The organism is Rubripirellula amarantea, from assembly GCF_007859865.1.
GTDB classification, from domain to species: Bacteria; Planctomycetota; Planctomycetia; order Pirellulales; family Pirellulaceae; genus Rubripirellula; species Rubripirellula amarantea.
In genome coordinates this window covers 2,491,014-2,508,363 of sequence record NZ_SJPI01000001.1, presented here as the reverse complement: position 1 = coordinate 2,508,363, position 17,350 = coordinate 2,491,014, and the positions used below count along the sequence as shown (strand labels likewise).

The window sequence follows — 17,350 nt, the reverse complement described above, 5'->3', positions numbered from 1 at the left end:
CAAAGCTGGGACACGATCGCACCCACTGGACATCAAAGTTCTCAATCGTGTCCGATCACAACCATCCGGCATGCAACCCTGCCGGACATAACGGTTGTGTCAATCATCACGCAAATGAGACATGCAAATTCGTGTTAACTCGCTTCGTCGTAGTAGCCCGGTTCGTCATAGCCGTCGCCATCGAAGTCGCCGACGATGGGTTGGCTATCAGGGCTATTGCGCGGCACACGGATTTGCAGGTCATTGCCGGTAAGCTTGCGATCGCCATCGGTATCAATGATCCAAATGTCTCCACGGACGACGCCAATTTCATCGACGAGGTCGTTGTTAAAGTCCCCAACAATCGGTTCATCACCCGGACGTCCGAACTTGATCTTTTCGTCCGCATCGGTCCAACGTCCGTCGCCGTCGACGTCAAGCATCCAGTTGCCATCACGGAAGACTGCGATCTGGTCAATACCATCGCCGTTCCAATCGCCAGCCATAGGTGTATCGACCTGTTCGCCGTACTGGAACACGTGATCCACAGCATCGGCCTGCAGCGTTCCGTCATCGCCTCGAACCATCAATCGTTTGCGATCCTCGCCGCGGTCCTCGCCTCGGTGCGCGGCTTTCCGCGAATCGACTTGGCGACGCCGTTTGTTCTCAGGGTCAGGAAGTCCAGGGTCACGTTTGATGCGTTGAGCATCGCGTTGCCAACGCCGACCAAAGATACCGACGTCGTCTTTGCCGTCGCCGTCCCAGTCACCCACCACTGGACGATCAAGCGCGGTGCCAAGTCCGATCCAAAGGTCTCCCGCATCCCATTGGCCGTTACCATTGAGGTCAACAAACCATTGCCCACCGACAAAGATTGCTGCTTCGTCGAAACCGTCACCGTCAAAATCGCCGGTCAATGCGATCGCATCCTCTTCACCGAGGTCGAAACCTTCGCCAACCTTCGAAATCTTTCCCGTACGATCGGCTACGGTCCATCGTCCCCGCTTGTGATCGGTTGAATTTCCCGCCTCGTTCATCTCGCGGAAGCTTGCACTGCGAATCACACCGTCCGTACCAAGGGTGCCTCGCTGCTCTTGCGATTCGCCGTTCTCTCCACCGTTGATCACACTCAGGTGCCAAGACACAGCCCATTCATCGTCGCCGTAGATGGATACGCGTCCGGGTAGCGGTTCGCCGAAGGCGACTAACCGAATACGAGGATCGAACTGCTCGATTGGTGCTAGCACCTTAGGGATCTCAATCTTCTCGACTTGAGGAAGAGGAGGTTGAAATGGAGGTGGCTGGCGAATGATGATCTCACTGAAGTTGTTCGACTGGCTAATTCCGCCACCGGCCAACGTGATATTCAGAATCGCGTCATCCTTGGGGTCCGTCGCTTCAGAGGCTGCAAGTGTTTGAATCACGAGTTGATCCGACTCGCCCAGTTGATCCGCGGGGTTCACGGCTACGCCGCCCGTCGATCCGGCGGTATCCAATCCGTCGGCATAGTCATCAGGTTGTACTTGGTAGACGTGATAGGTACCTGGACGCAGACCGGCAAATTCGTAGTACCCGTTTTCGTCCGTCACGACGCGAATAGGTCCGTCACCGTAGGTGCCGGTCAACGCCCGCGAAGAATCCAAGGGTTGTCCCAGGATATTTCGCAGTTCCAATGTCACTCCACTCAGCCGTGTATCGTCGCTGGTCAACTGGCCATCTCGATAATCACGCAGATCCTCGGGAGCGATAGCTCCCTCGCTGATGATCTCACTGCCGTCTTGGAAGACATATCCTGAAATCATCGCAGGTGGAACTTCGGGGAAGTTGTACTCCGTTGCGTGAACACCACCTAGCAATGTGATACCGACCAACAAGTCATCGCCACCAATCTGTCCCCCTGCATCCCCCACAACTTCACCACCGTGGAACAAACCTTGCGGTTGATATTCGCGGACGCTGTACACGCCTGGCGCAAGTGAGTCGAAATAGTAGTTGCCGGCGTTATCGGTGCGAGTCTGCTTGATAGTGGTGCCGTCCTCGCCAATCAACTCGATCAACACGCCCGAGATAGGCACATCGCCGGCATTGAAGACACGATTAGGACTGGATTCATGCCAAACTCGTCCGCTAATTGACGCAGGTGGCAACTCGCAGAAGTCGTAGTTAATTAAGTCTTGCCCGGCAGTCAGATTCACGCCAAGTAAGTCTTGGCCGAGCATGAAACCATCACCAGTTCCGACTTGTTGACCACCCTGGAAGAATCCATCGGGTTGCTGTTCGAAAATCTGGTAGGTTCCTGGAGCCAGATGATCAAAACGATAGTTACCAGTCGCGTCGGTGGTGGTTGTGTCAATCACTTTGCCATCGACATCGCGAAGCTGGATAACAACGCCCGCAAGCGGCGGCTCATCTTCGTCTCGTTCGCAATCGCCATCGCTGTCTACGTAAACCAATCCGCCAATGCTCGATGGTGCGAGTTCACAGAAGCTGTAGTTGATCAGATCTTGATTGGCAGACAAATTGACGCCAAGCAAGTCCCGCCCCAAAACACGTCCGTCGCCCGTGCCTGGCTTTTGCCCACCCTGAAAATACCCATCGGGTTGCAGCTCAAAGATCTGGTACGTGCCCGGTGGCAGATTGTCGAACTGATAGTTGCCCAATGCATCGGTTGTCGTTGTTTCAATAACGATTCCGTCATTGTCGCGAAGTTGGATCACAACACCCGCAAGTGGCATTTCGTTCTCATCGCGTTCGCAATCACCATCACTATCGACGTAGACGAAACCGCTGATGCTGGAAGGGCCAAGTTCACAGAAGCTATAGTCGACAACATCTTGGTTGGCAGCAAGCTTTACCCCCAGCAAGTCTTCCCCTAAGACTCGTCCCTCGCCGGTACCGGGAGTCTGCCCGCCTTGGAAGTAGCCATCGGGTTGTAGCTCAAAAACTTGGTACTCGCCCGGTGTCAAACTACCGAATGTGTAGCGTCCTTCGGCATCAGTGGTCGTTGTGTCGATGACCTTCCCACTCGAATCCCGCAATTGAATGACGACACCCGCGAGCGGCATTTCGTCAGGGTCCTTAACACAGTCCCCGTTTCCATCGACGTACACAAAACCTGAGATCGAAGATGGCTCGAGTTCGCAGAAATTGTACTGAGTCAAACGCTCACCCCAGCCAACTCGTATCCGTGAGATCACGTCGTCGACGGAATCGTCACCGCCATGGCTGCCGGCCATTTGGCTGCCTTGCAGATATCCAGATGGCTGAGTTTCGCGAACGGTATAGTTCCCAGCACGAAGCCCCGTGAAGTTGTAGTTGCCGCTGGCGTCCGTTCGAGTGGAACCAACCAGATTGCCGGAATCATCGAACAATTCCACAAGGACACCGGCGAGTCCAGGCTCATCCGCATCAAAGACACAATCCTGGTCGCGATCAGCGAATACGTTTCCGCTAAGTTGAGCTGGCGGGCGCTCGCAGAAGTCGTATTCCACAGCAGTTTCACCGGAGCTTAAGGTGATTGTGCCGATGCGACTGCCGTTTTCAACCGTACCGCCTGCCGAACCAGGCATGGCATCGCCTTCGAACAACCCTTCCGGTTGTTCTTCGACGACGGTGTAGACGCCCGGTTTAATATTCTCAAACGTGTAACGACCGTTCGTATCGGTAACTTTCGTCGCGACTACTTTGCCCGTCGAATCTAGCAACCGAATCGTTACTCCGGCTAAAACTTCTTCATCGTCGTCGAGTATGCAGTCTCCATCAACATCCACATGGACGCGACCTGAAAGTGACGCAGGTCGCAGTTCACCGAAGTTGTAGTTGATCCCTGTCACACCTTGAGCGAGCACGATCGCAGTGATGGTGTCTTCGTCAATCGCTTGACCGACAACACGACTATCGATGGTTCCGGGCGTATCAATACCGTCATAGAAACCCGTTGGCTGAGTTTCAACAAGTCGATACTCGCCTGGCAAAACGTTTTTAAACTCGTATCGGCCGGTACTATCGGTGACCGTCGTGGCAACGGTTTTGCCACTGGCATCGACCAAAGCAATCTGGGTTCCGGGAATACCTTCTTCACTGCTACCGCGAACTCCGTCATCGGACTTGTCGTGATACACATAACCGCTGATCACTGCTGGGGCAGCTTCGCAGAAATTGTATTCCACCCCAACACCATTCGGTGTCATCGAGATCCCGCTGATCAAACCACCGTCGACACTCTGGCCAACTTGCAATCCACCGATGGTTCCCGCATGTGAGCCTCCGTCGAGCAAACCGTCGGGTGTGAACTCAACGATGCGGTAGTTGCCTACGGGAACGTTATCGAATAAGTATCCGCCATCGGCTCCCGTTGTCGTTCGGACAATTGTATTGCCAAACTCGTCTTGCAAAGCAACTTGAACTCCGGGAAGTGGCTTGGTGCCGGGAGCACTATGTTCGCCATCGCAGTCTTGCCCTGGTGCGGCCAGATAAACGAAACCGGCGATTGAACCAAACGGAGTCTCACCAAAGTTGTATTCAACTCCTGCATCGGCGCCCGCCAGAACGATTCCAGAGATACGGTCGCCGGGATTGTGGGCTGTACCAACGCTTCGCCCGCCCACTGTTCCCGCGGAATCTAGACCATCGTTAAGGTACGACGGTTGATCAACCTCGATAACTTCGTAACTTCCTGGTGCCAAGCCAGTAAACGTGTACGAACCATCGGCGGCCGTGGTGACCGTTAACGAAGACCCCGGCGCGATCGTGTTGATCGGAACCAACTGCACACGGACACCGGCGATCCCTTGTTCGCCAGCGTCGCGGACACCATCGTTGTCAGCGTCAACGTAAACAAACCCGGAAACTGAAGCAGGTTGCGCTTCGGCAAAGTCGTAGTTGATTGCTGATGTATCGCCCAACTCGATGTTGATGTTGGTCAGTACATCAGCGCTTGCTGCATTACCAGTTGGCTGCCCCGCCACCGTTCCGGGCACTGCAGCCACGCTGTAATATCCGCTGGGCTGCGTCTCGACGACTTGGTAGCTGCCGGGCAGCAAGCCAAGTGATTTGGCAAACACATAACGACCTTGGGCATCCGTCGTTGCGCGATGGCCCGTATCGACAAACTGACCATTTGCGTCTTGTTTGTAGAGCGCAATTTCGATGCTCGAGAGTGGCTTCTCGTTTGCCTGACGAATCTTATCAAGGTTGTTGTCGACCCATACTTGGCCCGAGATATCAATAGGCTTGGGAGTTTGACTCGTCGAAGCAATCGCACCGGCCGATCGGTTGGGCCGCGAGTCAACATCGGGACTTTCGTCGGGCGGCAAATTCAAACCCGTGGTAGCCCCCGGGTTGCCATACTCGTTTAGAAATATCGCGTCTGCGTTAGCGGTCTCGTAATGCGGCGCGTTGAACGTGGCTTCAAGGATCGAGTCCTGAAACTCCTGTCCCGACGTGATAACGTCAAGCCGATCATTAAAGACATCGAGGTCGATTGCATTGCGAAGTACTTCATCAACATCAAGGGTGAACTCCAATCGGTCACCCGCTTTGAAGTTGGACAGCCTCAACACCAATTCTTGTCCGCCATCTTCGACCTGAGCCGTCGCATCTACGCTGCGACCATCCGCGGTGATCACGCGAACGATTTGAAAATCGTGGCTACCGTCTTTGCCTCGTCCACCCGGCTCCGTGTCAAAGATGGGGTCGCCAACCGAGATTCCGTCACCGTCTTTGTCGGTACGTATGCGAATTTCTGACAACTCGGTGTCGGGCGCTCCGCCGGTAAACGACAAAATGAATCGGTCGCCACGCGAGTCACCACCGACGTCCTGGTCCGTTTCCAAATAGTCGGTTTCTAGATAGACAACACCGACGTGAATCGGATCGGCAGCCATCAACCGACGTGCTTCGAGCGCTTCGGGCGCGCGGACGCGACGACGCACCATTTCAGAGGCGGAACGATTTTCACTGCGTCGTTTCGAATGACGCTGATTCTTCTTAGGTTTCCACATCACGCTGGGCACCTCCCTGTGCCTCAGTGGTCGGCTCGTCTCGATGAGCCATGGTCTGTTTGTTTTCCGTCAGCGACTCAAATTCATGGTTCGCTGACTACTTGTGCCGCCGCACTCTTATTGCCGCTGTTCGGGTGAATCGCCTTCTGCGATTCTTTCATCGGTAGGTTCCATATCAACGACCGCCCAACGCCGAAGCGTCGCATCAAAACCACCCGAGAACAAATATCCTCCACTGGCCGCAAGCGTTGGCACGCTTCCTCGATGCCCCTCAAGGATTGCGACCACATTACCAGTGTCAATATTCACCACTCGAATTACGTTGTCGCTTCCCGCCACGGCTACCCAATGGCTATTGAGCATCGTTGCGGCGAACAATTTCCCGCTGGTAATTGATACTCGCTTGATCACTTCCTTGGTGCGAGTATCAAAGGTCACCAACCGACCATCTTCACCAACGCTGATCGCTATGTTGCTTTGGGGCGCAAATACGACGTCGTCAACACGACCTTTATGGATGGGAAATTCGCCGATCAAGGTCGTTGTTTTTGTGTCAAACAGATGCAGATCGCCGCTGCGACCTGCGACCACGAACATCGCTTGGTCATCTCGGTAAGCGATGGCTCGAAGGTCTCGGCAATCACAAGTCAGTCTTGGTCGATCACTGACGCGTTTACCGATCAGAAAGACTTCGCTATCGAATCCAACGGCCGCAATTTCGTTTCCGTCAGTTGAATAGCGCACCCGCGCGATTGCCGGTGTGCCTTCCATCCGCTGACGGATCGCGTAGTCTTGCTTGCTATCCCAAATGATCAACTGCCCATCGTTGCCAGCCGAAACCAATCGGCCGTTCTCAGGATGGAACGAAAGAGTTCGAATCCGATCGCGGTGACCGGTCAATTCCTCGATGGTTTGAAGCGATGTGCTATCGATAATACGAATAACATGGTCGTCACCGGCAACCGCCACGGCATCACTCATAGGATCAACCGCTATCGCCGTAACCGTGACCGGTTCACCAGCTTCGCTGCGGAATTTCACAGTCCTGGAGGGGACATCTTTCTTCGCATCGTCACCTTGCCTGATCGCTAGAGATGAACGTGGAACAGCCTTTTGAACGCTTGAAGAGCGTGGAAAGAGCGACTCGGGACGAATATCTTTGGCCGATGGAGTTTGAGCGAGCAAACCTGCCGGCATCGCTGCTACGGCAAAAGCCAGTGCGGTTAGCGTCGCAATCCATCGACCACGCGCAGTCTTCATCGACATAAAAGTTCCCCCCGGAATCTTCCTTGATTCTGCTCAGTGCGCGTTCATGCACTCAGTTTCACATCACAGCCCGGTTGCGTGAAAGCTGCAGAGTCTGCGTGCAAGGACACAGACAATTCTTTAGATCGGCACAACGCCTATTCCGTCATGACCCGAACAATCGGAAAAGTCGGTTGCGTGTGCAGGAAGATTGATGTCGCGGCAAGACAAGGCATCCTCGCCAAGCACCTGCGATCACCCCCCTGGATCTCGAGAAACCCAGGAGAGTGATTTGAATGCGACAAAAGAGGGATCAACCCAGACTTAGAAAAGCTGATTAACGAAATCTTCGTCCAATAGGACCAAAGCCTCGTCGTCATCGGCCCCGAAAACATCATCGACATCACTTGGTGCCAAGCCGCCCGAGCCACCTGATTCCAACTTCGCAAGGCGATTGATCACCATCAAGGCGTCGAGTGCCGAAACTCGCCCGTCGCGGTTGACGTCCAAGGAACTCTGCATGGCATTCTTCGCAGCCAGACCTGCACCACTTGATTCCCCTTCGGCGGGAGTGGTTGCCAACTGGTTGACGATAATCAATGCATCCAACGCTGTTACGGCTAAGTCATTGTTGACGTCCAGAGGATTGGTGAATGCTAGCTCGGACGTGTTTCCCAACCGATCTGTTGCGGTTGCGCTGATGAACTCAATTGTCTGACCGGGATCCACGGGGACGCCGTTGACAATTTCGTCGCTCGGTAACGCTAAACCATAAGTGAAGGTCTTGGTGCCGTTGTTGAAGTCCTGAGCCGTGAACGTATCACTTCCAATGTACTGAACTCCCTGACCGCTTGAATCAGCGACGAAGAATTCAATCGTCAATGGATAGCTCGCATTGGCTGGGTCAGTGTTGACGAAATAGTCGACTTCAAGCTGAGCAACCAACACACCGGCATCATTAGTGACCTCGGTCAATGTGAACGGCGCCAAGATCTGGGGCGCATTCTGCAGTCGGTTCGGACCTTCGTCAGCGTCACCGACATCGTTGGGCGAACCAGGCGAAACAAGATTGATACCTGCACCGTTTCCAAGCATCACATTCTTAGAGATCTTATTGCGGATTGAATCACCCGTCACACGAACTGCAGCCTGCGAGCTGTTGGCAAGGGTGTTGGCCTCCACAAGAGTTCGGAAAGCGCCATCTTCGATGCTGATGCCAAACGAGCCGCCATGGTCATCACCACTAGCGTTCGTTCCGATCGTGTTACCAATGATCTCATTTGCGACCGCGTCGGATCCACTTACTTTGATCCCCGTGGACGATCCTGCGATTTGGTTCCCTATGATCTTAGACAAAGTCGCCGAGACCGATATTGCGTTTGCACCACCGGCAATCGAATTAACGCCGCTGGCGTCAAAACCGATTAAGTTCTCGATCACTTGCGTGCCGCGAGTCGATGCCGTGGCAACCGATACTTGGCTCGCTTGGTTGGCCGCGATGACGTTATCACGCACGATTGTATCATCACTGCTACCTATCACAGCGACGCCGTTGCCGCCGTTACCCATTGCGGTCGCCCCGTCCGCTTCGACGCCGATCAGGTTCTGTTCAATAACGGTTCCTTGCGCCGATCGAGTCACGATGACACCGCTTCCCCCGTTGCCCGAGATGACGTTGTCCACGACTTGAACATTGTCACTCCCAGAAATCGTAATGCCGTATTCAGCGTTACCGGACACAAGGTTGCCCGCAATTTCGTTGTCCGACGCCGATCCGCCGAGCAAGAAGATCCCTCGTGAGTTGCCACGAATGGTATTTCCAGATTCTGCTACGCCAATCAGGTTCCCAGTAGACCGCACCAGAACACCAAAACGCTGAGTTGTCACATCCTCTGGTGCAACAGCTTCACCACCAATCAAGTTGCCTGCGACGATCGTACTTGATCCCTTCGTCGTCAACGAAATACCGGCTTGAGCATTTCCGCTGATCGTATTGCCAGTCACATTGTTGCCAGCGGACGAAACGCTCACGCCAATGGCGACGTTGCCTTCGATAACGTTTGATTCGATGACATTCGAACCACCGGATCCGTCCGATGCCTCGGTTGCAACAATCCCGAATCGACCATTGCTGGAAACAACAGACGATTCGACTCGGGTTGAGGCTGAACCTCGCAGGTCAATTCCATCCCGACCGTTCTGGTTAATGTTGACGCCCGCGAAAACGGCATTGTCCCCGCGAAGCTGAATTCCATTGCGAGGGAAACTCGTTAAGTGCAAATCGCTGATGTATGCATCGTCAGATTCGATCAGCAATCCATCATCAGCAGTTCCCGTCAAGTTGCCACCAAAGACTTCGATCGAGCTGCCGGTGCCATCATCAACTCCCAATATGCCTAGCTGAGTGGTGATCTTGGGCAATCGAGTTCCCAAGGCGAGTACGATGTTTCCAGAGATTGGGTCTAAGGTAGCGCCGGGCACGTTGAAGCGAATAGTGTTGAGTTCATTTGCATCGCCCGCCAGGTTTGCCTCGGTGATAGCCGCACGCAGAGACGTGTTTCCGCTTGCATCTTCGGCTAAGCCATCTCCAGGGTTCGAGTCCGTTGAATCAGCGATCGTATTGACCAAGAAATCATTCACCGTTCCGCTGAGCGTGATCGTCACGTCTTGGTCGGCGGTGCCACCATTTCCGTCGTCGATCGTGACCGTGTAAGTCTGCGTCACCGTGTCGCCAAAATCCAGCACACGTATCTCTTCGTCAGAAACAGTGAATGTCCACTCGACGCGGGCGGGCGTTGATTCACCGCCAGGAGCCAACGTGGCGACAAAGCTGCCAAGCGCAGCCAAGTCAGGCCTGTTGCCTGCCAGAACAACGGTCGGACTTACGCTTGCGGCATGCGAATCCGACAAATCAACATCCGTGAAATCGATCACGCCCGACTCTTCGCCGTCAGACACCCCATCAAGCGGATCGCTAAACAAATTCGGTTCCAAAACCGTTCCGGAATCATCGACAACTTGACTGATCGCAGGAACATCGTTGACGCCTTCGACCATGAATGTAGCAGTACCGGTCACCGTGAATTCGCCATCGGTGGCCGTGTACTCGACTAGTACCTCAGCAACTTCATTGACCGCGAGTGCCTGGAGAGCGTCAGAGTTATTAGGATCAAATGTGAAGGCCCCAGTGTTGGCATCGTAGGTGATGATGTTGTCTTCAGTCGCTAAAACTCCGTCAATGTACACATCCGTAAAACCAAAGGCGGCAGTTCCCAACTCGTCGTCGGGATCAGTCGCAAATGCATCAATTGGGAACGTCGTACCGATGGCACCGCTCACTGGCGTGTCTTCGTCAGTGGGGGTGGACGAGAAGTCCGGGCTGTGGGCGACCGGCGTGTCATTGCTGCCGGAGATAGTTACGACAACCTCAAAATCGGCTGAGCCATCGACCGAATGAAACGAGAACGCGTCGACTTCGGTTTCGTCGACGTTCAACACCTGGACGGCAGCGTTATCAAGAGTGTAGGTCCAAGCGCCATTGGCGGTAATCGTGAAGGTGCCAAACGCTCCGGCACCTTCTTCGACAATTGTGAACAGTGCCTCGCCTTCGTCGACATCGCTAACGTTTAAGGTTCCCGTCACAGGCGTTGCGGAATCCTCGTCGGTGCTGCCTTCGGCGTCACCGGTGATCGTTGCGTCGTCGTTGGCTCCTTCAATCGTAACCGTGACCACTTGGCTGGCCGTCCCGTCGATCGACGTGAACGTGAACGTGTCGGTTTCAGATTCACCAACGTTCAAGCTTTCAACCGCAGCGTTATTGAGCGTGTAAGTCCAGTCACCATTTTCGGTGATCGCAAACGTCCCGAAGGTGGCCGAGCCATCCGCGGGAACGTTAAAGCCAGCTTGACCTTGATCGACGTCGCTGACCGAAAGCGAACCCATCAAAGGCGCCGTAGCATCCTCGTCGATGCTGCCTGCGGCGTTGCCGGTGATCGTTGCATCGTCGNTGGCTCCTTCAATCGTAACCGTGACCACTTGGCTNGCCGTCCCGTCNATNGACGTGAACGTGAACGTGTCGGTTTCAGATTCACCAACGTTCAAGCTTTCAACCGCAGCNTTATNGAGCGTGTAAGTCCAGTCACCATTTTCGGTGATCGCAAACGTTCCAAAGGTGGCCGAGCCATCCGCGGGAACGTTAAAGCCAGCTTGACCTTGATCGACGTCGCTGACCGAAAGCGAACCCATCAAAGGCGTCGTGGCATCCTCGTCGATGCTGCCTGCGGCGTCACCGGTGATCGTTGCATCGTCGTTGGCTCCTTCAATCGTAACCGTGACCACTTGGCTAGCCGTTCCGTCGATCGACGTGAACGTGAACGTGTCGGTTTCCATATCGCCAACGTTCAAGTTTTCAACCGCAGCGTTATTGAGCGTGTAAGTCCAGTCACCATTTTCAGTGATCGCGAACGCCCCAAACGCCCCAGCACCTCCACTAACAACCTGGAAACCATCTTGAGCGTTGTCCAAATCAGCGACGGTTAATAAGCCACCGCTTGGCACTTCTGAATCTTCGCCAATCCCTGCAGCAATATCACCACTGATGGTGGCTGTATCGTTTGCACCCGCTACCGTAATCAGGACCAACCCTGCTGCCTGGGCGCCAGCCCGATCCTGCATCACGTAGTCAATGACAACATTCGATGCTACTCCCGCGTTGAGCTGATCGTACGCTGTGCCAGGGTTAAAGACGAGCTTATTAGCCAGAATGGAAACCGATCCGAGATCAGTCCCAACAAGTTCCGTTGCCAATCGGATGACTGCGCTAACGAGAGTGAAGTTAGCTGGTTCGTCATCGGCATCGATATCCGTATCGTTTGCAACCAGGTCCAAAGTCACCGGCAAGTTCTCATCGGTGACCCCAATATCAAACATGGTGACCGGTGCATCGTTAGCCCCTTCGATGGTGACTGTGACCTCGTGCATCGTGCCATCGACGGAACTAACCATAAACGACTCGGTCACTGCGTCGCCAAGATCGAGTTCGTCAACCGCACTTTCGTTAACGACGTAGGTCCACCCTCCATCAGCCCCTATTTCGAAGCCCCCGAAAGCTCCCGTCGAGCTGCTGGGTTGGAAAGCATTATCGTTGTCGTCAACGTCTTCCGACGACAACACCCCAGTGGCATTAGCCCCCGCGGCAACCCCTGATTCGATTGCAGGAACGTTGCTGGCTTCACTTATGATTGCTGCATCGTTGCTTCCGTCGATGGTGACTGTCACGACAAATGCCGTGCCATCTTCGGTCATCACCGTAAAGTCCTCCGTCAGACCATCGCCGACGTTCAGGGCGTCGACNGCNGGNTGTTCGTTGTCGACGGTGTACGTCCAACTTCCATCGGCAAGCAGATTGAATTCCCCGTAGCCGCTCTCGTTGGTCAGGGTAGCGGCGACCCAAACATCATCATCGTTGTCGACATCAGTGTGGTTCAGATTGCCAGTTGCATTGGCTCCCACGACGCCGACGCCTGATTCAATTGCTGGAACGTTGCTGGCTTCAACAATCTCCGCTGCATCGTTGCTTCCGTTGATGGTGACTGTCACGACGACTGACGTGCCATCTTCGGTCATCACCGTAAAGTCCTCCGTCAGACCATCGCCGACGTTCAGGGCGTCGACCGCTGGATGTTCGTTGTCGACGGTGTACGTCCAACTTCCATCGGCAAGCAGATTGAATTCCCCGTAGCCGCTCTCGTTGGTCAGGGTAGCGGCGACCCAAACATCATCATCGTTGTCGACATCAGTGTGGTTCAGATTGCCAGTCGCATTGGCTCCCACGACACCGACCCCTGATTCAATTGCCGGAACGTTACTGGCCTCAACAATCTCCGCTGCATCGTTGACTCCGGTGACGGTGATGGCGACTGTCGCTGTTGCCGTCCCACCAGTCGCATCTTCTACTCGATACTCAAACGTCTCAGTAGCGACTTCACCCTCGGCTAAATCCTCAAAGTCGTCGTTCAGAAAGAAAGTGAACGTTCCGTCGTTGTTGTTCGTTAACGAACCACGATTGACGGATGGCGATGGAAGCTGCACCGTGAGCGAGGGCACGATATCGCCGTCTGCATCTACGTCATTGGCTAGGACATTCAAAGTCACCGAGACGTCATCTTCAAAGATTTCCGGACTTGGAGGAACACCGAACACATCATTGTCAGCCACCGGGTTTGCGGTGAGGAGTTGCCGCGATTCGAGCAATTCACTTTTCAACCGACGGCGAGCGGTTTGCCTTCGAATCAATCTGCCAGAACGATCACGGCGACCATTTGAGGAGGAGGTGCGTGACAAAAGGTGGGATAGACGACGGAGGGACATAGCGAATCCTTTTCTCTTTGGGTCAAGAGAGGGGCTGAGCACAAAGGGGGGGAGCAACGAACGCCCCTCGACCTCTGCAGAGGCAAACCAATACCCCCACTATCTGAACAGGGGGATGGGGGGGTCGATCATATTACCCGTCGTCTTCCATTGCAAACGTTTCAGTCCGGAAAACCGGAATTGAATGCGAGCGCCCCCAAAGACGCTTAGGCAACCTCTCGAAACTAGCAATTCCTTGGGAAAAGACCTCGAAACGGTATTTGTCCGATCCCTTTGAGACTCATGTCCCATGGAACTCTCGAGTGACTGACTGTCTTGCCGTTTTCTGCACTCCCACCATGCTTTGCGTAACGGACTGCTCGAAGTCTTTGGAGTGAGTGCGTTTCTGCGGTTGCCCGCAGCGACATTTCGACTGGCCAGACATGCCGCCAACTAGCGGCCCAGACCACTAAAACCTGTTCCAGTGAAACGTCACAGCTGAATCCTCACCAATAGGGCGGGTTTAGCAGTCGACGAATTGTTTTCGCCAGCCAACACACGATTCCAACGCCAATGTGCACTCGTTGACGTAGAAACTTCCGCCTAGCATTTCAGTGCTCGGTTAATACCTGTCACGAAAGCGAGGAAACGAAGAAAGCTAAAGTGGTAAGACACCACCGAATCGCACCAGAGTCCAGCCGGTTTCCGATGATGATGGCGATTTGTGCGTTAGGCAGCTTTTAGGTTGAGACTGACCGACAAGCCGAAACTCCCTAAAGCCCAAAAGGTTCGCGATCGCCTTCGACAATCAGATATTCTCGATCCACTTTGGCCGAAAACGATTGCATGGAACTATCCGGCCAAGTGATTTTAATGATGGCGTTTGAATTGACATCGCCATCGCTTCCGAGTCCGAAATGCAAGGTTCGTTCGTTAGCGCAATAGAATCCATCACCTGTTACTAAAGGAGCCATCCGCGAAACATTGCCCCAAGTGACGCGAACAACCGCACCGATAGGATCACGCGTGGCACGCACCCCGACTAGTTTGACACGCAAGAAATGACCATCTGCTGCCGTATGATTGACCAACAATGCTAAGGGTTCCGTTTGATGCGTGATCGCCATGTCAACTTTGCCATCGCGATTGACGTCCATACTCCACAACCCTCGACCAACATGGACTTCATCTAGGTATCCATCGGACGCACCGAATTGAAATTCGCCGAACAACGAAGATGACTCGCGGCGAAGTATTTGCATTTTTTGAGCGTAAGTGGCTGGTGGATCGGCGTCGATGTACACGTGCCCATTCGCGATCGCTATCTCATGCAATGAATCGTTATCGAAATCAACGGCCTGAGTACCAAATCCCAACTTGTCGAAACTGGTATCTTTCAAACCAACAATGTCAGTTTGGTCTGCCCAAATCCCGGGCCTAGTTTGCTCATAGAAAGTGTTGTGTTCTTGTTCAAAGTTTGTAACGAACAAGTCGACGCTTCCATCTTGATTCAGATCCGCCACCGCAATTCCCATGCATGCTTGCGGGCGGAAGCGACCATCAAGTGCTAAACCTCGAAGCGTCGCAGATTCAGTCATCGAGAACTGCCCTTGGTCATCAATGGCTCCTGTCCAATAGTGATTATTGGTCATGTCGTTGGCTACGAACACGTCGTTTCCGATGGTTTGATCAAGCGAGCCAACCACCAACCCCAACCCGCGTCCTGGATGCAGGGGAATAGCCTGCCATTGTTCGGTTGCGTCAATGAATTCACCGGTAGCAGTCCCCGTGCAGAATGTGTCGATATCAGCTGAAAACTTGGTCGGCAGGCAGGGACTTTCCAACCCAGTTGCCATGTCATGGCAAGGCGTTTCCACTGCATCAAGTCCAACGCAATAGTGAGTTCGAACTAGATCTGAAATTCCATCGCCATCGAGATCGGCAACCGCGGCGCAGGTTGACCAACGAACTGGATTAGCCGTTTCCAGCCAGTGATCGCCATTTGAAAATGTCCCATCACCATTGTTGATAAACAGTCGGTCCAAACCGTAGTTCATGACTAACAAATCATGAAAGCCATCTTCATTCACGTCACCAAACGTCACGCCTTGAGCAAACCCCACATCGTCCGCACCGGTGACATTGCTGACGTTTTCAAAATTGCCTTGCAAGTTGCGGAACAAATAATTGGCGTTTGAGTCACGTTCGCCCGGTGTTCCCCCGGAAGATCCGACATATAGATCTGGCCACCCATCGAGGTCGTAATCGATCGCACATCCACCGGATTCCATTTGCGCATAAATGGGAATCCCACCTTTCCTATCGCGTCGGAAGGCCTGTGGAATGTTTACACCCCGTATTTTTGCTTCGTTGTGAAGCGTCGGGCGAATGGATGGCTTCAGTTGAACGGAACTCGAAGGCGTTACTGAGCCTGCGAGCATTTCAACATCGGGCTTGGCAAAGCGGCTTAGATCCAATTGTGTCACAGGATGCTCCTCTGTTGTTTGCCAAGGCAAATCAGGCCGAAGCTTCTTAATGATCTCTGAACGCACTTGCTTGAGCTTCGCAATATCCTGATCAGGCTTCGTCATCGCCATCGCTGCCCATGCTTCGGCTTCCCAATAGCGTCCAAGAGCGGCGAGCGAACGAGCCACATCCGCAGCAATCGCATTGGAACGATTGCCCAGCTTGTAGTAGCGTTCCTTGTCCTGCATGAAACGGCTTAACAGCACCGCACGATTGTTGACTGCGGTAATCGTTGCTGGGTCAATCGAAAGCCCATCAAGTTCATTCGGATGCGACTGCAGGTAACTTAATACACGGGCCAACTTGGCCAAGACTTCGCCAATATCAATGTTCCGACGTGTGGATTCCCAGTACGCCCGTACTGCTCCGCGAAAATCACCTCGATGGAAAGCCCAATCGCCTAGGATGGACCAATGCTGCCACGTTTGCTCGGATTGGGACGTCACGCGGTCAGCCCATCCTTTTAGCTTCTCGAATTGATTGGATTCGACGTAGTAGCGACCTAGTAAATACTGAGCTGGGATGTTGGTGGGACTGTAATCGAGAATGCTAAGCAAATCCGATTCAATAGATTCCTCCCAATTCCCCCGATCAAAGCTACCACGAACCGAGGCAAGCTTAAGCCTTGGATCGGATGGATTGCGTTGGACCAAAGTGTCCATCGAGGTCTCTTCTAGATTGCGTTGTTCCGTCGTCGACAACGAGAACAACAGCACGCGATCGAAGTGACGTTCTCGCACCAATTGTTGTCCATGCGGCACTGCTCGGAAGTGCTCTTCGGCATTGATTAGAAAATCGAACAGAAGCCGACGAAGTTCGTGACGTTCAGGGTGCTTTGCAACAGCGTGATCGAGTAAATCAATCGCTTCGTAAAGCTTTCCGACCGATACCAACGCAACAACGGCACGATTAAGCCAATCAGAATCGGCAAACTTTTCTAGTCTTGTGGCTGAGACCAAGAAATCGCAACCTTGGTCAGGCTCTTTATTAGCGAAGGCGATTTCGCCAGCCAAACGCAACACCGAGACGTCATCGGGGTTCTGCAACAGTGCAGTGCGAATGGATTGCTTGGCAGCCAACGCGTTGCCTTGCGAAAGCGCCAATTTCGCATTGGCAATCGGATCTATTTCACGGGGCGAAAGATCAACCGCGTCAGAAGACAGAGATGTCGCCGGAGTATCAACCGATGGCTTGCAGCCAGCTATCAGGACAAAAAACAATAGGCACGGAGCAATCCAAACCGCCCCTTT

The 17,350-nt window shown here is 53.6% G+C and carries 4 protein-coding genes; all 4 read right to left on the bottom strand.

The genetic code is table 11. The annotated features are described in order from the left end of the window. Positions 1-134: 134 nt before the first annotated feature. Complete coding sequence (locus tag Pla22_RS09095) at positions 135-5,915, bottom strand: SdrD B-like domain-containing protein (RefSeq protein ID WP_390620259.1); 5,781 nt, start codon at positions 5,913-5,915, stop codon at positions 135-137. A gap of 183 nt (positions 5,916-6,098) precedes the next feature. After that, positions 6,099-7,241, bottom strand: coding sequence for a WD40 repeat domain-containing protein (locus Pla22_RS09090; RefSeq protein WP_165440575.1), 1,143 nt, complete (start codon positions 7,239-7,241; stop codon positions 6,099-6,101). Positions 7,242-7,550: 309 nt separating this feature from the next. Continuing rightward, positions 7,551-13,595 carry a VCBS domain-containing protein gene (locus Pla22_RS09085; RefSeq protein ID WP_146514328.1) on the bottom strand — a complete coding sequence of 2,015 codons (6,045 nt, stop codon included), beginning with the start codon at positions 13,593-13,595 and terminating at the stop codon, positions 7,551-7,553. 752 nt (positions 13,596-14,347) lie between these two features. Beyond that, positions 14,348-17,320 carry an FG-GAP-like repeat-containing protein gene (locus Pla22_RS09080; RefSeq protein WP_165440573.1) on the bottom strand — a complete coding sequence of 991 codons (2,973 nt, stop codon included), beginning with the start codon at positions 17,318-17,320 and terminating at the stop codon, positions 14,348-14,350. Between the last annotated feature and the right edge of the window lie 30 nt (positions 17,321-17,350).